The sequence below is a fragment of the Amycolatopsis albidoflavus genome, assembly GCF_039525725.1.
GTDB lineage: Bacteria > Actinomycetota > Actinomycetes > Mycobacteriales > Pseudonocardiaceae > Amycolatopsis > Amycolatopsis albidoflava.
The window spans coordinates 270,087-293,144 of sequence record NZ_BAAAHV010000031.1 but is presented as its reverse complement, the minus strand read 5'-3'; the positions used below and the strand labels follow the sequence as shown (position 1 = coordinate 293,144).

The window sequence follows — 23,058 nt, the reverse complement described above, 5'->3', positions numbered from 1 at the left end:
CCCAGTCTTGCAAATCCTCCGTTCGGGTGTCGGCGGCGCCCAAGCTGCCACCCGATTGCCACCCGGCACACCGGCCTTACCCCTCTTAAGATGGGCGCGCATGGACGGGGCGAGCCATGGAGGAGACGTGACGGCGCCCACACACCGCCGGAACCCGTGGCTGATGCTCGCGGTGTTCTTCGGGCTGGTCGGCGTCATCGCACTGGTGGGAGCGCTGGCCGCGACGACCGCGCCGGACGCCTACAACCGGTACGTACTGCCGGAGTGGGCCCCGCCCTCGTCGCTGTTCAGTCCGGTGTGGACGGTGCTGTACGTCGTGCTCGCCTTCGCCGGCTGGGTTTATTGGCGCACCGACGGCGAGAACCAGGGCTTCGCCGCGTACGGCATCGGCCTGCTGTTCAACCTGATGTGGATCTCGCTGTTCTTCGCGGGCGGTTCCACGCAGGTCGCGTGCGTGGACATCGTGCTGCTCGATTTCACCGTGATCGTGACGATCGCGCTGTTCTACCGCCGATCCCGCACCGCAGCACTGCTGCTCGTTCCGTATCTGGCGTGGCTGCTCTACACGACCGCGCTGAACGTCGCGATCATCGCGCTCAACGACGTTCCCTAACGGCCCGGCTGCGCCACGATCGCCTGCGCGGTCACCGAACCGTCCGATCCGGTGCGGCCCTGAACGGTCACCGTCTGGCCCGGTTTGAGGTCGCTGAGCTTGCCCGGCTGGGTCACCCCGACCGTCGTACTGTCCGAAGTGGACACTGTGACTTCGCTGCCCTGCACGGTCTTCAGCGTGACAGTGCTGCCGTCGACCTTCTCCACGGTGCCGACCGTCCCGCGACCGCCTGCCGTGCGCCCGCCGAAGCCTGCCCCCTGTTGCCCGGAACCCGCCCCAGTACCCGGACCGGCGGCCGTTCGGGCGCTGGAAGAGCCGCTCGACGGGCCGAACGCGGCATGCGTCCACGCGCCACCGGCGAACGCCAGCGCCAGCACGAGCAATCCGGCGAGCACGAGCGTCGGCTTGCCGAACGGCCGCGCGACCTGCTTCAGCTCGGCGGTGAGATCGCCCTCGACGGCGGGCTCGGCGATGAGGTCTTCCGGGCGCGGCGCGGCGGGCTCCTCCGGCGGGGTCGGAATGGGCTGGGTGGTCGACGCGGACATGACGCTCCTACTCGTGCCGGAGGGCGTCGATCGGCCGCAGCCGCGAAGCCCGGTTCGCCGGGAAACTGCCGAAGAAAAGCCCGATCAGTGCGGACACCGCGAACGCCAGCGCGATCGACGACGGCACCACCACCGGCTGGATGCCCGCGATGCTGAACCGGCTGCCGACCACCCCGATCAGCACGCCGAGCAGTCCGCCGAACAGGCTCAGCATGGTCGCCTCGGCGAGGAACTGGCCGAGGATCGCCGAACGCGGCGCGCCGATCGCCTTGCGGATGCCGATTTCGCGGATCCGCTCGGTGACCGTGACGAGCATGATGTTCGTGACGCCGATCCCGCCGACCAGCAGCGAGATCGCCGCGACCGCGCCGAGCAGCACGGTGAACGTCTGGATCGCCGACGTGCGGGTCTGCAGCAGCTGCGCGGAGTTCTGGATCTGGAAGTCCGGATTCGCCGAGGCCTGGATGCCGTGCCTGGCGTCGAGAATCGCGGTGACCTCGGCTTGCGCGAGCCCGATCGAATCGGCAGTAGTCGCCTGCACCGCGATCTGGTTCAGCCCGCCGTAGCCGGCGAGCGAGTTCTGCACCGCGCTGATCGGGGCGATCGCGACGTCGTCGGCGTTCTGCAGCCCGGTGCTGCCCTTGGTCTGCAGCACGCCGATCACGGTGAACTGGATGCTGTTGATCAGCACGTTCTTCCCGACTGGTTCGGCCGTGCCGAAGATCGACTGTGCTGTCGTCGGCCCGAGCACCACGACCTTGCGCGCCTGCGTCACGTCTTCGGCGCTGAACAACTGGCCGTCGGCGATCTGGCGGTTCGTGGTGGTGAAGTAGCTGGGTTCGGTGCCGACGACGCTGGACACGTCGTAGGAAGTCTGCCCGTACGTCGCGGTCGCGCTGGTGTTCACCACCGGAGCCGCCGCCTTGACGTCCGGCGCGCCCACCGGGTCGACCAGCGCGTGCGCGTCCTGCACGGTGAGCGGCCGGACCTGGCTGGACTGTCCGCCGCCCCGAAGCGGCGACACGTTGACCACGTCGGTGCCGAGTCCCTGGATGCTCGCGGTGATCGCCGCCGAAGCACCGTTTCCCACTGCTACCAACAAGATCACCGACGCGACGCCGATGGTGATGCCGAGCGTGGTGAGCACCGACCGCAGTTTGTTCGAGGCGAGGCCGCGCACCGCGAACCGCATGATCTCGACGAAGTTCACGCGACCACCCCGGCGCGGACCTCGTCCGACACGATCTGCCCGTCGCTGACCCGGACGACGCGGTGCGCGTGCCGCGCGACTTCGTCCTCGTGCGTGATCACCACGACCGTGCGGCCGAGTGCGTTGAGCCGGTCGAAGACGCCGAGGACGTCGACAGTGCTTGCGTGGTCGAGGTTTCCGGTCGGTTCGTCGGCGAGCAGCATCGCCGGCCCGCCGACCAGCGCCCGTGCCACCGCGACGCGCTGCTGCTGTCCGCCGGACAGTTCGTTCGGCAGATGCTTGGCCCGATCGGTCAGCCCGACCATCTCCAGCGCGGCCAGCGCCCGGCGTCGCCGCTCGCCCCGCTTGAGTCCGCTGTAGACCATCGGCAATTCCACATTGGACAACGCACTGGTGCGCGGCACGAGGTTGAAGGACTGGAAGATGAAGCCGATCTTTCGGTTGCGCAGCAAGGCAAGCTGGCGTTCGTTGAGATCGGCGACGGAGAATCCGTCCAGCAGATACCGGCCGGAGGTAGGCGTGTCGAGACAGCCGAGCATGTTCAGCAGCGTCGATTTCCCGGACCCGGACGCGCCCATGATCGCCACGTACTCGCCCGGCCACACCTGCAGATCGACCCCGCGCAACGCGTGCACCGCGGTTTCCCCGCTGCCGTAAGTCTTGCGCAGTCCGGAGACCGCGATCACCGGCTTCATCCCCGGCCCCCGCCGACGTTGCCTTGGCGGCCGCCGCCGAATCCACCCTGCTGGCCGCCGCCGAACCCGCCGAGACCGCCAGTTCCGCCGGTGCGCTGCTGACCGTTGGAACCGCTCGACGTCGTCGGCGACGCAGCGGTGAGCACCACGCTGTCGCCCTCGTTGAGCCCGGACTTGATCTCCACAGTGGACTCTCCGCGCACGCCCACCTCGACCTGTCGCGTAACCGGCTGCCCGTTCTGCTCCACCGTGACCGCGTTCGTCGTCCCACTGGTCCGCACCGCCGCGGCCGGAACACTCAGCACGCCATCGGCTTCCGCGACCGTGATCACGACGCTCGCCGACTGACCGGGCCGCAGCCCCGAGGGCGGATTCGTCAACGCCAGCTTCGCTCCGTAGCTGACGACATTGCTGCTTGTGGTCGGCGTGAGGTCGATACTGGAAACGGTCGCCTGCAACGGCTGATCCGGCGTCGCGTTCAAAGTGACTGTGGCTTTCTGACCGGTTTTCACCTTGCTCACGTCAATTTCCGCCACCGAGGTGTTGACGACAAGATTTCCCATGTCAGTGATATCGATAAAACCGCTGCTGCTACTGCTGCTGCTTGACGACGACTGCTGGCCGGATTGCCCACCGGAGCCGGAACTGGAACTCGACGAAGACGCACCCGCGGAACTGTTGCTGGAATTGCCCCCGCTGCCCGTTTGCTGCCCGACCGTCCCGTTAATCGCGGTGACCGTTCCCGCCCCCGGCGCGGTCAACGTCGTCGCGGAAACCGCCGTTTCCGCGTTGTCGACGTCCAATTGCGCTTGATCCACTTTGGCCTGAAGCGACGCGGTGCTGGTCTGCGCCTGGGTCGCGGTCTGGTTCGCCGGCGGGTTGTCCTGCGCCGTGGTGAGGTTGTCCTCGGCGACCGCGAGATTGGCCTTGGCGACCTGAAGCTGTTTGCTGGCCTGGGAAGAGTCGATCGTGGCGAGCTTCTGCCCGGCGCTCACGACGTCGCCGACCTTCACGTCGATGCTGGTGACCTTGCCGGAGGTCGTGAAGTTCGCGACGCCGGTGTACGTGCTCGCGATCGTGCCCGCCGCCGAAACGGTCTGGGAAACGTTCGCGCGCCGCACCGGAGTCGTGCGGGTTTGTGCCTGCGCTGTCGAACTCGCCGGCGAAAAGGCCTGGTAAATCCCGAAAGCCGCGCCGCCGAGCAGCACGACAAGGACTCCGTTGATCACCCAGGTTCGTGTGCGCAGCCGCGTCATGGCCGCAAGACTGCGGGGCCTGCTTAGCAGTTAGCTGTTGGTTCCCTGTGGGACAGCTGTGTAAGTCAGTCCTTTTTCTTTTTGTGCCGAGCACGCACCGCGAGCAGCAATTGCCGGACCGCGTCCACGACCAATACCGCCGACAGCGTGCCGAGCCCGAGCGCCCCGGCGATATGCCCGCCGAAGTACCGCTGCGACGTCAATTGAGTGCCGTCGCCCGCCGTGGTGACGACCGTGACGATGCCGGCGTGCCACAGCGCGAACGCCGCCCACAGCACCAATCCGGCCACCACGACCTCGCCGAGCGCGACGAACGCGCGCCACGGCTGGTTCAGCTTCGTCTTCGGCTGCGTTTCCTCCGGCGGCCAAAGCCCGGCTCCGGTCGGCTGGGGCAGATCGATCACGGGGTCCAGCCTTTCAGGTTCGCCGTCGTTCCGCGTCCCTCGTGGGGGTTCAGTTCCGGGAGTCATCGGCCTGCTCCTCGGCATTCGGGTGGTTCTTCGCGGCCAGCTCGGCGAGCGCGGTCTTCAGCGCTTCGACGTCGCGGGCCCAGGCGAGCACCACCGTGCCGTCGTCCAGCTCCACCGGCAACTCGTCGTACTTCCGCGGCACCGACCAGCCACCGCCGAGAACGCGCGCCCCGACCGGCGCCCCGACGTCGCTCACCGAGGCGATCTTCTCGGCGGCCAACGTCTCCCGCCCTTGCCGCAGCCCTTCGGTGGTGACCTCCAGTGAAAGGAACCGCCGCCGCGCGTACACCCACGGCAGCGTCAGCGCGACCAGCGCGACACCGATCAGCACCCAGCCGACGACGTGCGTCGGCCCGGCGGTGGCCAGTTCGGCGAGCGCGCCCAGCAGCGCGAACAGCGGCCCCCAGACCAGGGCCGACCAGCCGACGCCAGGCTCCGAGTACAGCGTCCTTTCCGCCATTACAGGTTCTTGCCGACCTTCGGGAAGTAGCCCGCGACCTTCGGCAGGTACAGCAGGATCAGCATGGCGACGAGCACCAGCGACGCGATGAGCGAGAAGAGGCTGCGGATCACCCCGAGTTCGAACACGATGCCGAGCACCGCCAGCAGCGTCGCGATGCTGCGTGCGGACCGCGTGCCCTCGCGGGCCTTCCAGGCGAACAGCACGAGCAGCGCGCCGAAGCACAGCGCGCCGATCAGCATTGCCCACACGAAGAAATTCACGTTGGTCTGAGCCTGCTCGATGGTGAGCGCGTGGCCAGGCTGCTGCGGCTGCTTCATCGCGGCGTCAACGAGCAGATGCTTGAAAAAAATGATGACGATCTGACTCGCGACGACGACGAGCGCGGCCAGAATGGCGAGCGCGAACGCGGCATGCACCTCCAGCGGCGGCTGAGCCTTCGGCGCGGTCTCCCCCGGCAGCACCGGATCCGGCGCGCGCCCGCGCTTGCGGCGCTCGTCGTCGGTGAGCCCGGAAAGATCGTCCGAGGTCACGCTGGCTGGCTTCGGGGTGTTCTCGTCCTTCTCGGCCACCCGAAAGACCCTACCCGGGCTCAGTCCAGCCAGGCCGCGGCCTCGGCCGCCCAGTAGGTCAGGATGACGTCCGCCCCCGCGCGGCGGATGGAGGTGAGCACCTCGAGCACGGTGCGCTCGCGCTCGATCCAGCCGTTCGCCGCGGCCGCCTCGACCATCGCGTACTCGCCGGAGATGTTGTACGCCGCGACGGGAACCGGCGAAATGTCGGCCGCCGCCTTGATGATGTCCAAATAGGACAGTGCAGGCTTGACCATCACCATGTCCGCGCCCTCGGCGAGGTCGAGTTCGAGCTCCCGCATCGCCTCGCGCGCGTTGCCGAGGTCCTGCTGGTAGGTCTTGCGGTCGCCCTTGAGCTGCGAATCGACGGCCTCGCGGAACGGCCCGTAGAACGCGCTGGCGTACTTGATCGAATAGGCGAGGATCGCGGTCTCGCTGTGCCCGACCTCGTCGAGCGCCCGGCGGATCACGCCGACCTGCCCGTCCATCATCCCGCTCGGCCCGAGCACATGCGCCCCAGCCTCGGCCTGCGCGACACCCATCTCGGCGTACAGCCGAAGCGTGGCGTCGTTGTCGACCACACCGTCCGCGTCAAGAACTCCGCAGTGCCCGTGGTCGGTGAACTCGTCCAGGCAAGTGTCGGCCATCAGCACGGTCGAGTCACCGAGCTCGCTGCGCAGATCCCGCAACGCGACGTTGAGAATGCCCTTCTCGTCAACCGCGCCGGATCCCTCCGGATCCCGCTTCTCCGGAATCCCGAAGAGCATCAGCCCGCCGACCCCAGCGTTGACCGCGTCGACAGCGGCCTTGCGAAGAGTGTCGCGAGTGTGTTGAACGACGCCCGGCATGCTGGCGATCGGCCGCGGCGCGTCGAGCCCTTCGCCGACGAACATCGGCAGGATCAATTGCCGTGGCCGCAACGTGGTCTCACTGACCATCCTGCGCATTGCCGGAGTAGTACGAAGCCTGCGGGGTCGCTGCTCAGGGAACACACATCCAAGGTACTCCCGCGCTCAGACAATCTCTTCGGCGAGGGCGCTGGCCCGCGCCAGCCGACGGTCCGTCGTGAGCACCTTGGCGCCCAGGCTCGCGGCCAATTCGATATACAGCGCATCGACAAGCCGCAGGTCTCCGCGCCGCCCCCAAGCTCCTTTCGCCAATTCGACGACCGGGTGCCGGGTGAGCGGCAGGCTGGCCAACGCCTGGAGCGCGGCGTCCACTGTCGAAGCCGTCAGCACTCCGGCACGGCACAACCGGCCCAGCGCGGAGAGGACTTCAGCGTCCAGATGCGCCGGAGCGTGCAGCACCGTGCCGCGAAGCCGCGTCTTCACCTGGTTGCCGCGGCAGGTACCCGCGAGCACATCCACCAGCGCCGACGCGTCGAGAACCGCGATTTCTCCTGGCGCTTCAGGCATCCGCGCGATCACCGAACTCGTCCTTGGCGGAATCGAGCGCGGCCATGGCGACGACGTGCGGCACCTCTCGGCTCGGCGCGGGAAGCGCGTCGAGCCAAGCGTCCGTGGCCTGCCGCTGCAACGCGTCGGACAGCGCCGACTGCACGAGCGCGCTGACGTTGAGATCAGCTTTTTTCGCTCTGGCGGCCAGCTCATCCGGCACGTAGACGTTCATCCTCGCCATACACACATCATACACACTCGGGCTTGCGGGCCGGGAAAAGCAGTGAAGGGCTCCTTGAGGGAATCTGATTCCCTCAAGGAGCCCTTCACGGACAAAACCTCAGCTGCGTCGGGTGCGCTTGGCCTTCCGCGGCGGCGGCAACGCGCCCTCCGCACGAAGCCGCGCGGCGTGCTCGGCGAGAGCGTCCACCAAATGCGGCACATCAGCCTTCTCCGGCTGAACATCCACCCGCAGACCGAATTCCACCGCGGTCTCGGCGGTCTTCGGCCCGATGCACGCGACCAACGTGCGCGTGTGCGGCTTCCCGGCGATCCCCACCAGGTTCCGCACGGTCGACGACGAGGTGAAGCAGACCGCGTCAAACCCGCCGGTCTTGATCATCTCGCGGGTCTCGGCTGGCGGCGGGGCGGCCCGCACGGTCCGGTAGGCCGTGACGTCGTCCACTTCCCAGCCGCGTTCGACCAGGCCGGCCGACAGGATCTCGGTGGCGATGTCCGCACGCGGCAGCAGGACGCGATTGACCGGGTCCAGCACGTCGTCGTACGGCGGGAACTCGGCCAGCAGGCCCTCGGACGACTGCTCGCCCGTCGGGACCAGCTCCGGGATGATGCCGAACGAGCGCACCTTCGCCGCGGTCGATTCGCCGACGCAGGCGATCTTCACGCCGGAGAACGCGCGCGCGTCCAGGCCGAACTCCTCGAACTTCTCCCACACCGCGCGCACCGCGTTGGTGGAGGTGAAGACGATCCACTGGTAGCGGCCGTCGACCAGGCCCTTGACCGAACGCTCCATCTGCGCCGGGCTGCGGGGCGGCTCGACCGAAATGGTCGGCACCTCGTGCGAGGTCGCGCCGTGGCCGCGAAGCCGCTCGGCCATCTCGCCCGCCTGCTCCTTGGTGCGCGGCACCAGGACCTTCCAGCCGTACAGCGCGCGCGACTCCCACCAGGACAGCTTCGAGCGCTGCCCGGCGGCCTGCCCGACCGTCACGACCAGCGGGCCGACCAGCTCGCCCGCGTCGTTCGCGACCGAGGCGAGGGTGGTGTCCAGCGTGCGCTGGGTGTTGATGGTGCCGTTCGCGGTGACCGCGACCGGGGTGGTGGCGGGCAGCCCCTTCTCGGTGAGCTGGCTGGCCGCCTCGGCGAGGTGCGCCGACGTCGCGTGCAGCACGATCGGGCCGGCGACCGCGGCCAGCGCGCCCCAGTCGACCTCGCCGCGGACGTCCGCCTCGGTGTAGGTGCCGCCGAGCGCGACACCCGCGTACGCCGGCACCGCGGTGCCCGGCGCGACGCCCGGGATGACGTCGAACACGGCGGAGGTGCGGGCGACGGCCTGGACCTCGGCCACGACGGCCGGGCTGGTCAGCGGGTCGCCGGAGACCAGCCGCAGCGCGAGCCGGCCCGCCTTGGCCTCGGCGGTCAGGTCCTTGGCGACGTCGGACGGTTCGCCGACGGCGGGCCGGACCTCGGCACCGGGGGCGGCGAAGGCGAGCACGCTGGCGGGCACGTCCGGGTCCGTCACCACGACCTCGGCCTTGGCCAGGAGTTCCTGGGCGCGGACGGTGAGCAGCCCGGCGTCCCCGGGGCCCGAGCCCACGAAGGCGACGCGCCCGGCGGTCTTGCGAGCAGGGGTCATCGTTGGTGTTCTTCTCCTCTTGGGCGGCCGGTGCTCCGGCCGCGGATGTCGGGCAGGTCGTGCGGGTGCGTGACGGCTGGCGTCACAGGGCGGGGCCGAGCAGCGCCCCGGCTCCCAGGTCAAGCAGTTCGGCGGCCAGTTCCCGGCCGAGCTTCTCCGGCTCGCCGATCCCGGCGATCGCGGAAGCCCGAACCATGTCGACGCCGCCGTTCTCGCCTTCGACGGCAGCGGTGCCGCGCAGCGAGATGCGTTCCACCACCGCGCCCTCGTCGTCGAGGTCCTCGACGATCTCGGCGAGCGCGCCCACCGGCGCGCTGCACCCGGCTTCGAGCGCGGCGAGCAGAGCCCGTTCGGCCGTCACCGCGACCCGCGTGCTCTCGTCGTCCACCGCGGACGCGAGCAGGTGCTCGATGTCCACGTCGGCGGCCCGGCACTCCAGCGCCAGCGCCCCCTGCGCGGGGGCGGGCAGCATCTGGATCGGGTCGAGGGTTTCGGTGATCTCGTCCACCCGGCCGACCCTGGCCAGTCCGGCACGCGCGAGCACCACGGCATCCAGCTCGCCGTCGGTGACCTTGCGCATGCGGGTATCGATATTGCCTCGGATCGGCACGATTTCCAAACCGAGACCCAGCGCGCGCAGCTGAGCCATCCGCCGCGCCGCCCCGGTGCCGACCTTCGCGCCCGGCGGAAGCTCGCCGAGGGTGAGGCCGTCGCGCGCGATCAGCGCGTCGCGCGGGTCCTCGCGCGGCGGCACCGCGGCCAGCACGAGGCCGGCCTCCGGCGCGGTGGGCAGGTCCTTGTACGAGTGCACGGCGACGTCGATCTCGTTGCGCAGCAACGCTTCCCGCAGCGCCGAGGTGAACACGCCGACCCCGATCTGCGAGATCGGGGCGCTGGAGAGGTCGCCGGGCGTGGTGACGGTGACGATCTCCACCTCCGCCCCGGTGGCGCGGATGGTGTCGGCGACGATGCCGGTCTGCGCGAGGGCGAGCTTGCTGCCCCGCGTGCCGATGCGAATGACTCTGGTCACTTACCGCTTCTTCTCGGATTCCGGCGCTGTCGGGCTCGCCACGGCCGCAGGAGCCTGCGGGTCGAGGCAGAACAGTTCCCGCAACGCGTTGGCGTAGTCGGTGTCGGCCGTCTCGGCGGCCAGCTGCTTGACCCGCACCGTCGGCGCGTGCAGCAGCTTGTCGACCACGCGGCGAACCGTGCGGCCGACCTCTTCGCGAACCTGGCTGTCGAGTTCCGGCAGCCGGTTGTCCAGGCGGAGCAACTCCGCGTCCACCACCTCGGCCGCGCGCCTGCGCAGCGCGGTGACCGTGGGCGTCACTTCGGCGCTGCGCTGTCCGGCGAGGTACTCGCGCACCTCGTCGAGCACGATGCCGTTGGCTTTGGCGGTCTGCCGGTCGGTGGTCGGGGCGCCCGCGTCGCGCATGCGGCGCTGGATCGTCTCCAGGTCCACCACGGTGACGTCGGCGAGGTCCGCGACCGCGACGTCGACGTCCTTGGGCAGCCCGAGGTCGCACACGACCAGCGGACGCCCGGCGCGCGCGGGCACGTGCCCGGCGAGGAAGACCGCGTCCTGCGCGCCGGTGCACGCCACGACGAGGTCGACCTGATCGACCGCCTCGGCGAGTTCGGTCAACGGCACCGAGCGCGCCGGGATCCCTTCGGCGACGACCTTCTCGGCCAGCCGGACGGCGTTGGCTTCGGTGCGGTTGGCCACGGTGATCTCGGCGATCCCGGCCTTGCGCAGCTGCGACGCGGTGAGCGCGCCCATCGAACCGGCCCCGACGATCAGCGCGTGCTTGCCCGCGATGTCACCCGCGGCGGCCAGCGCCTCGGACACGACGGACGCGCCGAGCTGGTCGAGCCCGGTCTCGGAGTGCACGCGCTTGCCGACCCGCAGCGTGGTCTGGATCAGCTCGTGCAGCGTGCGGCCGACGGTGCCGGCGTCGCGCGCGGTCGCGTAGGAAGACCGGACCTGACCGAGGATCTGCGTCTCGCCGACCACCATCGAGTCGAGGCCCGAGGCGACGGAGAACAGGTGCTCGACGGCCGCGCCCGCGTAGTGCACGTACAGGCTGTCGTACAGCTCGGCCGGCTCCATCCCGGCCTTGCGGGAGAGCACGTCCGAGACGTCGTTGACGCCGCCGTGGAACGTCTCCACCACGGCGTAGACCTCGATGCGGTTGCACGTCGAGACGAGCATGACCTCGCTGATGTGCTCCGCCTGCTGCAGGTCGTGCAGGACCTTGGTCAGCTCGTCCGCGGGGATCGCCGCACGCTCGAGCGTGCCGAGATCCGCACTGCGATGGGAGAGCCCGACCGCCAACACGCTCATTCAGCGCACCACCATTCCGAGACCGCCGTCCGTACCGGCGCCGTTACGTCCGCCGCTGCCATTGTCGGCGGCCCCGCCGGTTCCGGGTAACCCGGTATTCCCCTGGTTTTCCCCGGCGGACCCCGCGCTCGCCGCGCTGTCGGCGCGCCGGGCCACGTGGAACGAGAGGATCTGCAGTTCGACAGCCAGGTCGACCTTGCGGACCTCGACGTGTGCCGGCACCTGGAGCACTACCGGCGCGAAGTTGAGGATGCACTGGACGCCGCCTGCCACCAGCCTGTCGCACACCGACTGCGCGGCGGTAGGAGGTGTGGCGATGATCCCCACGGAAATCTCCCGTTCGGAGCAAACGCGCGGAATGTCGTCCATGTGCGAGACCGGGAGACCCCCTACGGGGACGCCGATCAGATCGGGGTCGAGATCGAAGAGCGCCTCGACCGGGAAGCCGCGGCCCGGGAAGCCGCCGTAGTTCGCGAGCGCGTGGCCGAGGTTGCCGATCCCGACCACGGCGACGCGGTGCTGCCGGGTGAGGCCGAGGATGCGCTCGATCTGGCTGACGAGCACCTGCACCTCGTAGCCGACGCCGCGCGTGCCGTAAGAGCCAAGGTAGGAGAGGTCTTTGCGGAGCTTGGCGGAGTTCACGCCCGCCGCCGCGGAGAGTTCCTCGCTGGAGACGGTGGTCGCGCCCTGCTCGGCCAAGCCGGAGAGAATCCGCAGGTAGACGGCCAGCCGGGCGACGGCGGCCTCCGGGATCTGCTTCGCGCGGACCGCGGTGTCTTCCGCGTCGGAGACGGCGGGCATCTCGGCGGTCGGCGCGTTGTCGGCGTCCGGCGCGGGACGAGAGGTCCGGGCGGCGCGGCGGGTGCGGGGCTTGGCGTCGTTCTCGGCGGGGGTTTCGGCTGAGGTCTGGGCTGCCGCGGCGGCTCGGGAGGTCGCGCGACTGCCTTCGGCTGACGCTGCGGCTCGGCTGGTCGCCCGGGTGGCGCGGCCGTTGCCATTGCTGGACGCGGCGCGGCTCGCTTCGGCTGATGCGGCGGTCGCGCGGTCTTCGGCGGCGGCCCGTGCGGTCGCCCGGCTCGCGCGGCCGTTGCCACTGCCGGAGGCTGCCCGGCCGTTGCCCGCGGCGTGCTCGCCGCCGCCGGCGACCTGGTCGTGCCCGGCCTGCCCGTTCTCGTGTGCGGCTTCCGCCGAATTCCCGTTGCGCGCCAAGCCGTTCTCGCTCACCGTGGCTCGACGGCGGCTGCCCGCGGCGTGCCGTCCACCGCTCCGGCGTGCGGGCGGGGCGGCTTCGGCGGCGTCGGATTCGTCGCGGGGAGGCGTGGCCGGCGGTTCGGCACCGCCGCGCCCGCCCCGCTGTGTCACCACGCTGACTTCTCCTCAAATCCGGCTTCGTGCCCGCGCTGTCCCCCACCTGCCTGTCCGGCAGTGGAAAACCAACCCTTGACCCCACGGCTTCCGTCCGGTTCGATGCCGGTCCTCGCGGGGACGGGTTCCTACGGTAGTCCACTTGTGAACGCATGCACAAAGTCACTGGTCACCCGCATGACCAGAAGCACAACCCCGCCCGCCGCGCGGCTTCCCTCGCTGTCCGTGAGGGGAACCCCGAGGGACTCTGAGTCCGTCAGGGTTCCCCTCACGGACAGCGAAGCCGGCGGCCGCGGCGGGGGGCCGGGCAGCGAAGCCCCGGAGTTGTTCAGGCCGCGGTGAACGGCACGGTGTGCCAGCCGGTCGCACCGTCCGGAACCGGGTCCGCGGTCCGGTCCGTCTGCGTGTAGCCGGACTGATCCGTCGCCCGCACCGTCACCGTGTGGCTGCCCGGCGGCACCGGCACCTCGGCCCACCACATCCGCCAGGTGTCCTTGCTGACCTCGGCCGAAAGCGTCGCCGGAGTCCACGCGCCCTGGTCCACCCGCACCTCGACCTTCGCGATCCCGACGTGCTGCGCCCACGCCGTCCCCGCCACCCGGACCTTGCCCGCGCGCACCGACGTCCCGCTGGCCGGTGCGTCGATCCGCGATTCGGTCTTGATCGGGGCCTGCTCCGCCCAGCCGCGCTGCAGCCAGTACGCCTGCCGCGCGTCCCAGGTCGTGAATTCCAGGTCGGTGACCCATTTGGTCGCCGACACGTAGCCGTAGAGCCCGGGGATCACGATCCGTGCCGGGAACCCGTGCTCGACCGGCAGCGCCTCGCCGTTCATGCCGATCGCGAGCATCGCGCCGCGCGCCGGGTCCAGCGCGACGTTGGCCGGGGTGCCGCAGGTGAACCCGTCGACGCTGGTCGCGTACATCTGCTGCGCGCCCGGGCGCACGCCCGCCGCGTTCAGCAGGTCGACCAAGTCCACCCCGATGAAGTTGGCGGTGGAGATCAGGTCGCCGCCGACGTCGTTGGAGACGCAGGTGAGCGTCACGGTCCGTTCCACCAGCGGGCGGTTCCGGATGTCCGCGTAGGAGAAGCTCACCTCGCGGTCGACCATGCCGTGGATCTTCAAGGCCCAGTCCTCGGCCCGCACCTGAGGCACGACGAACGCGGTGTCGATCCGGTAGAAGCTCCCGTTCGGCGTGATGAACGGCGGCGACCCGAGCTTGTGGAAATCCGCATCCGGCGGCAGCGGCGGAGCTTTCCGGGCGGCGACCAGCGGCCCGATCGAAGCCCGCGAGCCAGCCGCGCTGCCGGTGGTCGACACGACCTCGCCGACGATCGCCGCCACGCCGGCGCCGGCCGCGATCCCCGCGCCGCGCCGCAACACCTGTCGACGGCTAAGTCCTTGTCGCAGTTCGGTTTCCGGCGGCAGCGCACGCTTGTGCAGCCAGCTGAACACCAGCAGCGAAGCACCCAGCGCCAGCACCGGAGCCAGCAACGCGAGCTGTCCGACGTCCGTGCGCTCGAACACCGCGAAGATCCCGAACGCACCGATCACGACCACCAACAGCTGGCCCGGCAGCGGACGGCTGCGCGAAAGCTGTCCGGCAAGCACCGCGAATCCCACCAGCACCACAGCCAGACCGATCTTGAGCACGGTCTTGTCGGCGGTCCCGATCGTCTGCTCAGCCCACACCACGACGGCGTGCGGGCTGTGCGCGATCACGAAGTCCGCGACCGCGACGAACGGCGACGCGTTGTACCCGACAAATCCGGCGACCAGGTGCCCCACGCCCAGCGCGACGGCCAGCGAGACCAGGCCGATGAACGTCGCGATGCCCAGCGACAGGCGCGGCCGGGCGGCCGGCGGAGCTTCTTTCAACGCACTCACCCCACCATCTTCGGCGGGTCCGGCCCCGTCAGGCCCGTTGAAAGCGCTTACAGGTTGCTTACCGCAGCGCCGTGCGAAGCCGTTCTTCCTCGACGCGCCAGTACCCGTGCTCGACCCCGTCGATCAGGATCACCGGCACCTGGTCGCCGTATTCGGCCTGCCATTCCGGGTCGCTGTCGACGTCCGCGGTCTCCCACGGCACGCCCAGCTCACCGCAGATCCGCGCGACGTCCGCCTCGGCCACGTCGCACAGGTGGCACCCTTCGCGGCTCATCACGGTCACTTTGTGCACAGAGCCAGCCTAATCAGCGCAGCTTCAGCCGGCGCAGCTTCCCGGTCGCCGAATGCGGCAGCGTCTCGGCGAATTCGACGGTGTGCGGCACCTTGTATCCGGCGAGATGCGCCGTGCACTGGTCCACCACCTGCTGCTCCGACAACGCCGCGCCTTCGGCAGGCACCACGACCGCCTTCACCGCTTCGCCGCTTCGCTCGTCGACCACGCCGACGACAGCGGCCTCGGCCACGCCAGGCAGCCGCGAGATCACTTCCTCGACCTCGTGCGGGAAGACGTTGAAGCCGTTGACGATGATCAAGTCGTTGGCCCGGTCGACCAGGTGCAGGTCGCCGTCGGAATCGAGATAACCGACGTCGCCGGTCCGGAACCAGCCCTCGGCGTCCGGGCCGTGCGCGCCGTCCGGCCAGTACCCGGAGAACAGGTTCGCCCCGCGCACCGACACCAGCCCGGTGCTGCCGCCTGCCTCGAAGACGTCGTCCGGCTCCTCCGGGTCGAGCGGCAAATCGTCCGCGGATCCGTCGGACTCCACCAGCCGCAGCTCGATCCCGGGCAGCGGCCGTCCGACCGAGCCAGGCTTCGGATAGCCGGTGACCAGCGTGGACGTCACCACCGGCGCGCATTCGGTGAGCCCGTAGCCCTCGTACACGTCGAGCCCGGTGGCCTCGCGGATCGCCGCGAGCACCTTCGGATGCAACGGCGCGGCCCCGGACGTCAGCCGCTTCACCGTCGCCAGCCCGCGGCTCAGTTCTTCAGTGTCGAGCGAGGCGAATTCGTTGTACATCGCGGGCACGCCGGTGATCGCCGTGACGCGATGTTCGGCGCAGTCTTGCAGCGTCCGCCGGGCTTCGAAGCGTTCGGACAGCACCAGCGTCGCCCCGACCGCCGTCGCCATGAGCAGCCCCGGGCCGAGGCCGTAGACGTGGAAGAGCGGGATCGACACCAGCACGCGGTCGTCGTGCTCGGTCACACCGTCCACTTGGGACAGTTGAGTGAGGTTCGCCAGCAACGCGCGGTGCGACAACAGCACTCCGCGCGGCGGACCGGTCGTGCCGGAGGTGTACGAAATGACCGCGATGTCCTCGCCGGAACGACCGAGGTCGACCGGGTCGCCCGCCTCGTCGCCGCGCGGCGGCAGGCCGGCAACGCCTTCGGGCAACTCGGCGTCGTCGCGCTGCACCACGCGTTTCGCGCCGCAGTGCTCCAGCAGCCGCTCCAACTCGGGTGCGGGGGCTTGCGGCGACAACGGCACGGCGATTCCGCCCGCGCGCAGCACCGCGAACAGGGCGACCGCGAAGTCAGCCGACGTCGGGAGCCGCAGCACCACCGGGTCGCCCGGCGCGACGCCGGAGGAGACCAGGCTGCGCGCCTGCGCGTGCGCGGCTTCGTCCAGCTGTCGCCAGGTCAGCGTGCTGCCCGTGCCCGTCTCGGTGATCGCCGTGCGCTCCGGCCAGCGGCTGGCCGCATCGGCGAGCAGGCCGGCGACACCGTGGGCGGTGCTGATCCGGTCCACCCCCACCCCTCTCGTTCCGTTGCGGATTCGTCATCTTGTCACCCGTAATGGGGATGCCGCGCGATCGTCGCACCTCTGCCTGACCGGGACACTACCTACTTCGCGGTAACAACACGTATGCTGCACTGCGTCGCCGGGTGGCGTTGATCACTACCGGGTGACCCGAGCAAGGGAGTCGTCGTGCCGAAGCTGCCGGTCCACGAGGAAGTGGGACATGCGCCGCGGCACGCCTTCGCGCCCTCGGGACCGCGCCCGGCAGCACCAGGGACAGCCGGAGGTGCCGCTCGATGACCCGTCCGATCACTCTGTCCGCCACCGCGCACCGCGGGCCGGTCGCGATGTTCGCCGACCGCGTGTTCGGCTCGGCCGCGGCCGCCGTGCCGCTGCCGAAGGCGGACGCCGAACCGGATCCCGCCGAGGTCGCCAAGGCCGAGGCGTGGGACCTGGTGCGGTCCGCGCAGGCGGGCGACTCCTCCGCGTTCGGCCAGCTGTACGACCGGTACGTCGACGTCGTCTACCGCTACGCGCTCTTCCGCCTCGGCGACCGCGACCTGGCCGAGGACGTCACCAGCGAGACCTTCCTGCGCGCGCTGCGCCGGATCACGTCGGTGAGCTACCAGGGCCGCGACGTCGGCGCGTGGTTCGTGACCATCGCCCGCAACCTGATCCTCGACCACGTGAAGTCCAGCCGGTTCCGGCTCGAGGTCGTCACCGACGAGGTCGCCGAACCGGGCGGCGTGCCCGGCGGCCCGGTCGGTCCGGTCGCGCAGGCCGGGCCCGAACAGCAGGCGATCGCGGGCGCGACCCGCGCCGAACTGCTGCGCTGTGTCGCGGAACTCGGCGACGACCAGCGCGAATGCATCGTGCTGCGGTTCCTGCAGGGGCTCTCGGTCGCCGAGACCGCCCAGATCATGGACCGCAACGAGGGCGCGGTGAAGGCGCTGCAGCACCGCGCGGTCCGGCGGCTCGCGCAGCTGCTGCCCACCGGCCTGCGTTGATCGTTCAACGATCGGCCGTAACTTTTTCGGCTTCTTAATCGTTTCTCACGCAGACCGGCGGTCAGGGCCGGGCGTTGGGTGGAGACGGAGCAGCACCGTGGGCGTGCCCGGGTGGTTTTCGCGTGGTCGGACCGAGAGCGAGCGGTTCGACGACGCGATCAATGCTTCCCCCGGGCAGCGGCCGGACGAGTTCGCCGAAGAGCTGGCCCTCGTCGGCACCCTGCGCGAACTGGGCCAAGCGGGCGATCCCGACCCAGCCACCCGAGCCCGGATCCGCGCCGAAATCGAAGGCCGCATCGGCGAGCCGCTTCCCCGCCGACGGTGGCGTCCGCGAATGGCCGACCTCGCCGCCGCGGGCATCGCACTGATCCTCGGTCTTGGCGGGCTCACGCTGCTGCTTTCGCGAGACGCCCTGCCCGGAGACGCGCTGTACAGCGTGAAGCGAGCGGGCGAAGTCACGTCGCTCGGCCTGACCTTCGGCGACGAAGCCAAGGCCGAGAAGCATCTGAAGTTCGCCGCGAACCGCGTCACCGAACTGGGCCGGATGGACGACGCCAGCCCAGCGGCGTACCAAACGGCCCTGCACGATTTCAGCAGCGACGTCCGCGCGGGCGTGGCCGAACTCACCGAACTGGCGACCACGAGCGGCAACCGCACGCGGCTGACGTCGCTGGAGTCCTGGGCGCAGAGCCAGTCGCGGCAATTGGAGTCGGAACAGGCCGACGTCCCGGCGTCCGCTCGCTCGGATTTCCAGCAAGCGCGTTTCCTGCTCGACCGGGTACAGCAACGGACGTCCGCGCTGGGCTCGCGGCTGAGCTGCTACCAGATCACCACCGGCACCACCGACGAACTAGGACTCCTCCCGGCGCGGGGCGCGTGCACCCAGCAACCGCTGTCTCCCGGCGGCTCGACGCCGAGCAGCCCGCCGCCCACTGCCGGATCGAGCGTCCCGCCGACGGACTCCCCGCTGCCGGTGCGCTCGGTGTCCTCGCCGACGCTGAGCAGCCCGAACCAGCCGACCCCGACGCCGACCTCGACGGAAGTCCCGCACACCGCGACCCCGCCGAGCGCCTCGCCGCCGATCACCGCGCCGACCCCGCCCCGGATCCCGACGCGGCCCGCGCCCCCGCCGGTGGTCTCGATCCCGCCGCTGCTGCCCGGACTCCCGCCGATCGTCATCGGCTGACGCCTCGGTCCGTGAAGGGCTCCTTGAAGGAATCTGGTTCCCTCAAGGAGCCCTTCACGGACCGTCAGCCGCGACGTAGGTCACTCTCGGGCGCGGTGATCGGGGCCGGTGGGCAACCCCTACCGGAGGCACGGGCCACATCTCCAACGGGTGAGTCGAGCGGTCGCTACCCTGTGCTGCAGGACCCGGTCGGCGTCGTCCGCCGGGACGTGCCCGAACCTGGAGGCGGTGTGCGTGTCAGCTTGGCGTGGCAAGGATAAGAGTCAGGAACTCGAGCGGCTCGCCACGCTCGCCGGCGAGGCGTCGGCCGAGGCGGCCTCGTCCTCGGCGCAGCTGGCGACGTCGGTTCCGCCCGCGCCGCCGGACCTCACCGCGGGCGCCTTCTTCGACGTGGACAACACGATGATGATGGGCGCGTCGATCTTCTACTTCGCCCGCGGCCTCGCCGCGCGCAAGTTCTTCACCTCCGCCGACCTCGCCGGTTTCGTGTGGGACCAGGTCAAGTTCCGCATCGGCGGCCGCGAGAACAAGGCCGACATCAAGACCCACCGCGAGCGCGCGCTGTCCTTTGTGGCCGGTCGCACGGTCGAGGAGCTCACCACGATGAGCGAGGAGATCTACGACGAGCTGATGGCGGACAAGATCTGGTCCGGCACCCGCGCGCTCGCGCAGATGCACCTCGACGCGGGCCAGCGCGTGTGGCTCGTCACGGCGACGCCGATCGAACTCGCCGCGATCATCTCCCGTCGCCTCGGCCTCACCGGCGCGCTCGGCACGGTCGCGGAAACCAAGGACGGCGTCTACACCGGACGGTTGGTCGGCGACATGCTGCACGGCCGCGCGAAAGCACACGCGGTCCGCGCGCTCGCGTCGCGCGAAGGCCTGAACCTCAAGCGCTGCACGGCTTATTCGGATTCGCAGAACGACGTGCCGATGCTGTCGGTCGTCGGGACCGCGGTCGCGGTGAACCCGGACAGCGGCCTGCGCGACGTCGCCCGTGCCCGCGGCTGGGAGATCCGCGACTTCCGCACCGGCCGCAAGGCCGCCCGCATCGGCGTCCCGTCGGTGATCGGGGCGGGTGCGGTCGCGGGGGCGGTCGCCGCGGGGATGGCGTACCGCCGCCGCTGAGGCCGGGTCAGTCCAGCACCGCAGTCGCCTCGACCTCGACCAGGAGATCCGGCTCCGCCAGGAACGCCACACCGATCCCCGTCAACGGGGCCTGGATGGCGACGCCCAGCTTCTTCTCCGCGCGCTGCACGCCCTCGACGAACTCGCCCATCTTCTCCGGCGACCACTCGACGAAGTACACCGTCAGCCGCGCCACATCGGCGAACGTCGCGCCCACCTCGGCCAGCGCCGCGGCCACGTTCAGGTAAGCCTGCTCGACCTGCGCGGCCAGATCTCCGTCCCCGACGTGCCCGCCGTCGGCGGTCCGCGCCACCTGCCCGGCGATGTACACGGTCCGCGAGCCGGTGGCGACGGACACCTGGCGGTAGAGGCCGACCTGCGGCAGCGCAGCTGGGTTGACCAGGGTGACGGCCATGTTTCCTCCTGAAGCCGGGAATGATCTTCGGTGCTTCAAACATAGCATTGCAATGCTATAGAATGCCGCCATGGCGAGGGCGAAGGATCCGGCAGTGCGCACCTTGCTGCTCGAACGGGCAGCGCAGATGCTCCGCACCCGCGAACCGATCACCCTGCGCTCGCTCGTGGCCGGGACCGGAGTGTCGACGATGGCCGTCTACACGCACTTCGACAACATGGACGGCCTCTGGAAAGCCTTGCGCCAGGAGGGTTTCACCCGGCTGGCGCACCGAATGGCCGAGGTCCGCCAGTCCGCCGATCCGGTGCGCGATCACGCCGCGCTGATCTCCGCGTACCTCGGCAACGCGCTGGACCACCCCGACCTGTACCGCGTGATGTTCGACGCCAACTTCGAGCTGGAAGACGCCCAAGCCGCCGACGACACCCTCGAATACCTGGTGCAAGCCGCCGCCCGAGGCCGCGACACCGGCCGGTACCGCGAAGGCCTCGACGCGCTCGAACTCGCCACGCAAAGCTGGGCCGTCGCGCACGGCCTGGTCTCGCTGGTCGCCAACGGACCCTTGCCGCGCCCCACTCTCGACCACGGCGCGCCTTTGCTGACCGCGCTGTTCGTCAGCGTCGGCGACGAACCTCGGCGCTGCGAACGCTCAGTGCGCCGCGGCTGGCGCCTGCCTGGCTGAAGCTCAGCCGCGGAAAACGCTGCGCCGCTGGGAAAGCCTGCGGTACAACGAATGCTGGATCGACTCCCGCACCTGGTCGGTGAGCGTGAACACCAGCATCGGATCGTCGACCGCGTCCGGGCCGTAGTCGTCGGTGCGGATCGGCTCGCCGAACTCGATGGTCCACTTCGTCGGCAGCGGCACCGCGCCGAGCGGGCCGAGCAGCGGGAAGAACGGCGTCACCGGGAAGTACGGCAGCCCGAACAGCCGCGCCAGCACCTTCAGCTCGCCGATCTTCGGATACGTCTCCTCGGCCCCGACCACCGACACCGGGATGATCGGCACGCCCGCGCGCATCGCCGCGGACACGAACCCGCCGCGGCCGAAGCGCTGCAGCTTGTACCGCGCGGAGAACGGCTTCCCGACACCCTTGAACCCTTCCGGCCACACGCCGACGAGCTCGCCGTTGGTCAGCAGGCGTTCGGCGTCGGCGTTGCAGGCGAGCGTCTGGCCGGACTTGCGCGCGAACGACCCCACCAGCGGCAGCTTGAACACCAGGTCCGCACCGAGGCCGCGCAGATGCCGTCCGCCGGTCTCGTCGTGCACCGCGACCGCGGTCATCAGCGCGTCGAGCGGCAAGGTGCCGGAGTGGTTGGACACCAGCAGCGCGCCGCCCGCGGTCGGCAGGTTCTCGACGCCGAACGTGTCGACGCGGAACCACTTCTCGTACAGCGCGCGCAGCGGCGGCAGCACGAGCGTCTCGGTGAGCTCGGCGTCGAATCCGAACTCGTCCACCGCGTAGTCGCCGGTGAGCCGGTGGCGCAGGAAGGTGAGCGCGCCGCGGACCGACTCCGACAGCGGATCGGCCGCGGGTTCGCGCACCGGCCCGGACGGCTGCGCCGGGAACTCGACGACCGGAGCGTCCACGCGCTCCTCGGCCTGCTCCGGCGCCTCGGCCGGTTTCTCCCGGCCGGGTCCATGCAGCGGGATGACCTGTGCCTCAGCACCATTCACGGGATTCGCCTCACTTCCGGCCCTCGTCGCGTGGCTCATCGGCGCGCCTGCCCGGTGGCGGCGGCCTCCAGCACTTTCCCGGCCAGCCCGGCCAGCGCGCCGCCGTCGAGCACCGGGCGCAGGCCGCGGCCTGCCACGTAATCGTCGAACGCCTCGCGAGTGGTCCAGCGGGGCGTGTACCCGAATTCCTTCTTGAGCTTCGTGATGTCGACCGCGCGGCCGAAGTTCAGCAGCCGCACCTGGTCGGTGGAGAAATCGACCAGCCGCGCGCCGCGCAGCAGCTTCCCGACCGAGGGCACCACGCCGCGCGGCATCGGCAGCCCGACCCGGCCCGCCCGGCGGATCGCCTGGGACAGCGTGAGTACCCCTTCCGAGGCGACGTTGAACACGCCCGGCCGGTCTTCCAGCGTCGCCATTTCCAGCACCGACAGCGCGTCTGAACCGTGCAGCAGCTGCAGCCGGGAGTCGTAGCCGAAGACGGTCGGCACGACCGGCAGCGAGAAGTACCGGGCCAGCACGGTGTCGACCTCGGGGCCGATGATGTTCGCGAACCGGGCGAGCGTGATGGTCAGGTCCGGGCGGCGGCGGGCGAGGCCGCGCACGTAGCCCTCCATCTCCACCGCGTCCTTCGCGTAGCCGCTGGACGACGGCGGGATCAGCTCCGAATCCTCAGTGAAGACCGCCTGCGAACGCGCGCCCGCGCCGTACACCGCGGCGCTGGACTTCACCACGAGCTTGCGCACCTTCGGCGCGCGCTGGCACGCGGCGAGCAGCCGCATGGTGCCGATGACGTTGACTTCCTTGACCGCCGCCCGCCGGCTCGGGCCGGCCGGATGCGCGGTGCACGAGGTGTGCACGACGGTGTCCACCTCGGCGCTGCTGATCACCTTCGCGATGAGCGGATTGCGGATGTCGGCGCGGACGAACTCGGCGCGGCCCATCCGCTGCTGGACGTCCTTGGCAGGCGGGGCGGTGTCGACGCCGATCACCCGCTCGAGATCCGGATGCGCGCCGAGCCGGGCGAGCAGCTTCCCGCCGAGGTCGCCGGCGACTCCGGTGACGAGCACGATGTTCGAGGCCATGGAACTCCCTGATCGGCAGCAGTGTGCAAGACGGAGTGATCACTCGGGGTGCGCGAACCTGCACTCGCTGGAAGCATCGCGCTG

The 23,058-nt window shown here is 70.2% G+C and carries 25 protein-coding genes; 5 read left to right on the top strand and 20 right to left on the bottom strand.

Annotated features, from left to right (window positions below; genetic code table 11):
• Window positions 1–127: 127 nt before the first annotated feature.
• Window positions 128–613: a TspO/MBR family protein gene (locus ABD156_RS45930; protein ID WP_377928354.1), complete on the top strand. Its 486-nt coding sequence runs from the start codon at window positions 128–130 to the stop codon at window positions 611–613.
• Here ABD156_RS45930 and ABD156_RS45925 read toward each other — a convergent pair.
• From ABD156_RS45925 to ABD156_RS45845, 17 genes are all read right to left on the bottom strand, one after another.
• Window positions 610–1,158: a DUF5666 domain-containing protein gene (locus tag ABD156_RS45925; protein WP_344288212.1), complete on the bottom strand. Its 549-nt coding sequence runs from the start codon at window positions 1,156–1,158 to the stop codon at window positions 610–612. The two genes, ABD156_RS45930 and ABD156_RS45925, sit on opposite strands and share 4 nt — an antisense overlap.
• A gap of 7 nt (window positions 1,159–1,165) precedes the next feature.
• Entirely contained in the window at window positions 1,166–2,368 is a 1,203-nt protein-coding gene (locus ABD156_RS45920; protein WP_344288211.1) for an ABC transporter permease, read from the bottom strand.
• Window positions 2,365–3,063 carry an ABC transporter ATP-binding protein gene (locus tag ABD156_RS45915; RefSeq protein WP_344288210.1) on the bottom strand — a complete coding sequence of 233 codons (699 nt, stop codon included), beginning with the start codon at window positions 3,061–3,063 and terminating at the stop codon, window positions 2,365–2,367. Before ABD156_RS45915 ends, ABD156_RS45920 begins: the two co-directional genes overlap by 4 nt.
• Window positions 3,060–4,319: an efflux RND transporter periplasmic adaptor subunit gene (locus ABD156_RS45910; RefSeq protein WP_344288209.1), complete on the bottom strand. Its 1,260-nt coding sequence runs from the start codon at window positions 4,317–4,319 to the stop codon at window positions 3,060–3,062. The genes ABD156_RS45915 and ABD156_RS45910 overlap by 4 nt, the downstream gene beginning before the upstream one ends.
• A 65-nt stretch (window positions 4,320–4,384) precedes the next feature.
• On the bottom strand, window positions 4,385–4,723 hold the full coding sequence (locus tag ABD156_RS45905) for a hypothetical protein (protein WP_344288207.1): 339 nt from the start codon (window positions 4,721–4,723) through the stop codon (window positions 4,385–4,387).
• 49 nt (window positions 4,724–4,772) lie between these two features.
• Complete coding sequence (locus ABD156_RS45900) at window positions 4,773–5,249, bottom strand: hypothetical protein (protein ID WP_344288206.1); 477 nt, start codon at window positions 5,247–5,249, stop codon at window positions 4,773–4,775.
• Window positions 5,249–5,821: a hypothetical protein gene (locus tag ABD156_RS45895; protein ID WP_344288205.1), complete on the bottom strand. Its 573-nt coding sequence runs from the start codon at window positions 5,819–5,821 to the stop codon at window positions 5,249–5,251. Before ABD156_RS45895 ends, ABD156_RS45900 begins: the two co-directional genes overlap by 1 nt.
• Window positions 5,822–5,841: 20 nt before the next feature.
• Window positions 5,842–6,813 carry a porphobilinogen synthase gene (gene hemB, locus ABD156_RS45890; RefSeq protein WP_344288203.1) on the bottom strand — a complete coding sequence of 324 codons (972 nt, stop codon included), beginning with the start codon at window positions 6,811–6,813 and terminating at the stop codon, window positions 5,842–5,844.
• A 21-nt stretch (window positions 6,814–6,834) separates the two neighbouring features.
• Entirely contained in the window at window positions 6,835–7,248 is a 414-nt protein-coding gene (locus tag ABD156_RS45885) for a type II toxin-antitoxin system VapC family toxin (protein ID WP_344288201.1), read from the bottom strand.
• Window positions 7,229–7,459, bottom strand: a complete 231-nt coding sequence (locus ABD156_RS45880) for a type II toxin-antitoxin system CcdA family antitoxin (RefSeq protein ID WP_344288199.1) — start codon at window positions 7,457–7,459, stop codon at window positions 7,229–7,231. Before ABD156_RS45880 ends, ABD156_RS45885 begins: the two co-directional genes overlap by 20 nt.
• Window positions 7,460–7,558: 99 nt before the next feature.
• Window positions 7,559–9,091, bottom strand: a complete 1,533-nt coding sequence (locus ABD156_RS45875) for a bifunctional uroporphyrinogen-III C-methyltransferase/uroporphyrinogen-III synthase (RefSeq protein WP_344288197.1) — start codon at window positions 9,089–9,091, stop codon at window positions 7,559–7,561.
• Window positions 9,092–9,173: 82 nt separating this feature from the next.
• Window positions 9,174–10,121 carry a hydroxymethylbilane synthase gene (gene hemC, locus ABD156_RS45870; protein ID WP_344288195.1) on the bottom strand — a complete coding sequence of 316 codons (948 nt, stop codon included), beginning with the start codon at window positions 10,119–10,121 and terminating at the stop codon, window positions 9,174–9,176.
• Entirely contained in the window at window positions 10,122–11,435 is a 1,314-nt protein-coding gene (locus ABD156_RS45865; protein WP_344288193.1) for a glutamyl-tRNA reductase, read from the bottom strand.
• The gene (locus ABD156_RS45860) at window positions 11,436–12,236 is read right to left on the bottom strand and encodes a redox-sensing transcriptional repressor Rex (protein WP_344288314.1); all 801 of its coding nucleotides are present in this window, start codon (window positions 12,234–12,236) and stop codon (window positions 11,436–11,438) included.
• An 892-nt stretch (window positions 12,237–13,128) separates the two neighbouring features.
• The gene (locus ABD156_RS45855; RefSeq protein ID WP_344288191.1) at window positions 13,129–14,685 is read right to left on the bottom strand and encodes a molybdopterin-dependent oxidoreductase; all 1,557 of its coding nucleotides are present in this window, start codon (window positions 14,683–14,685) and stop codon (window positions 13,129–13,131) included.
• Window positions 14,686–14,743: 58 nt separating this feature from the next.
• Window positions 14,744–14,959 (bottom strand): glutaredoxin family protein, encoded by a 216-nt coding sequence (locus tag ABD156_RS45850; protein WP_344288312.1) that lies wholly within the window; start codon window positions 14,957–14,959, stop codon window positions 14,744–14,746.
• 31 nt (window positions 14,960–14,990) lie between these two features.
• Window positions 14,991–16,496, bottom strand: coding sequence for an AMP-binding protein (locus ABD156_RS45845; RefSeq protein ID WP_344288188.1), 1,506 nt, complete (start codon window positions 16,494–16,496; stop codon window positions 14,991–14,993).
• A gap of 281 nt (window positions 16,497–16,777) precedes the next feature.
• Here ABD156_RS45845 and ABD156_RS45840 point away from each other — a divergent pair, with 281 nt between their 5' ends.
• From ABD156_RS45840 to ABD156_RS45830, 3 genes are all read left to right on the top strand, one after another.
• Window positions 16,778–17,488: a sigma-70 family RNA polymerase sigma factor gene (locus tag ABD156_RS45840; RefSeq protein ID WP_344288187.1), complete on the top strand. Its 711-nt coding sequence runs from the start codon at window positions 16,778–16,780 to the stop codon at window positions 17,486–17,488.
• A 97-nt stretch (window positions 17,489–17,585) separates the two neighbouring features.
• Window positions 17,586–18,674: a DUF5667 domain-containing protein gene (locus tag ABD156_RS45835; RefSeq protein WP_344288185.1), complete on the top strand. Its 1,089-nt coding sequence runs from the start codon at window positions 17,586–17,588 to the stop codon at window positions 18,672–18,674.
• A gap of 219 nt (window positions 18,675–18,893) precedes the next feature.
• Entirely contained in the window at window positions 18,894–19,802 is a 909-nt protein-coding gene (locus tag ABD156_RS45830) for an HAD family hydrolase (RefSeq protein WP_344288310.1), read from the top strand.
• Between the two features lie 7 nt (window positions 19,803–19,809).
• On the opposite strand, the gene ABD156_RS45825 is transcribed toward ABD156_RS45830, so the two are convergent.
• On the bottom strand, window positions 19,810–20,217 hold the full coding sequence (locus ABD156_RS45825) for a RidA family protein (RefSeq protein ID WP_344288183.1): 408 nt from the start codon (window positions 20,215–20,217) through the stop codon (window positions 19,810–19,812).
• 70 nt (window positions 20,218–20,287) lie between these two features.
• Between ABD156_RS45825 and ABD156_RS45820 the strand changes: the two genes are divergently transcribed.
• Window positions 20,288–20,899: a TetR/AcrR family transcriptional regulator gene (locus ABD156_RS45820; RefSeq protein WP_344288181.1), complete on the top strand. Its 612-nt coding sequence runs from the start codon at window positions 20,288–20,290 to the stop codon at window positions 20,897–20,899.
• Between the two features lie 3 nt (window positions 20,900–20,902).
• Here the strand turns inward: ABD156_RS45820 and ABD156_RS45815 are convergent, their stop codons facing one another.
• Complete coding sequence (locus tag ABD156_RS45815; protein ID WP_344288179.1) at window positions 20,903–21,931, bottom strand: lysophospholipid acyltransferase family protein; 1,029 nt, start codon at window positions 21,929–21,931, stop codon at window positions 20,903–20,905.
• Window positions 21,928–22,974 carry an NAD-dependent epimerase/dehydratase family protein gene (locus ABD156_RS45810; protein WP_344288177.1) on the bottom strand — a complete coding sequence of 349 codons (1,047 nt, stop codon included), beginning with the start codon at window positions 22,972–22,974 and terminating at the stop codon, window positions 21,928–21,930. Before ABD156_RS45810 ends, ABD156_RS45815 begins: the two co-directional genes overlap by 4 nt.
• Window positions 22,975–23,058: the final 84 nt, after the last annotated feature.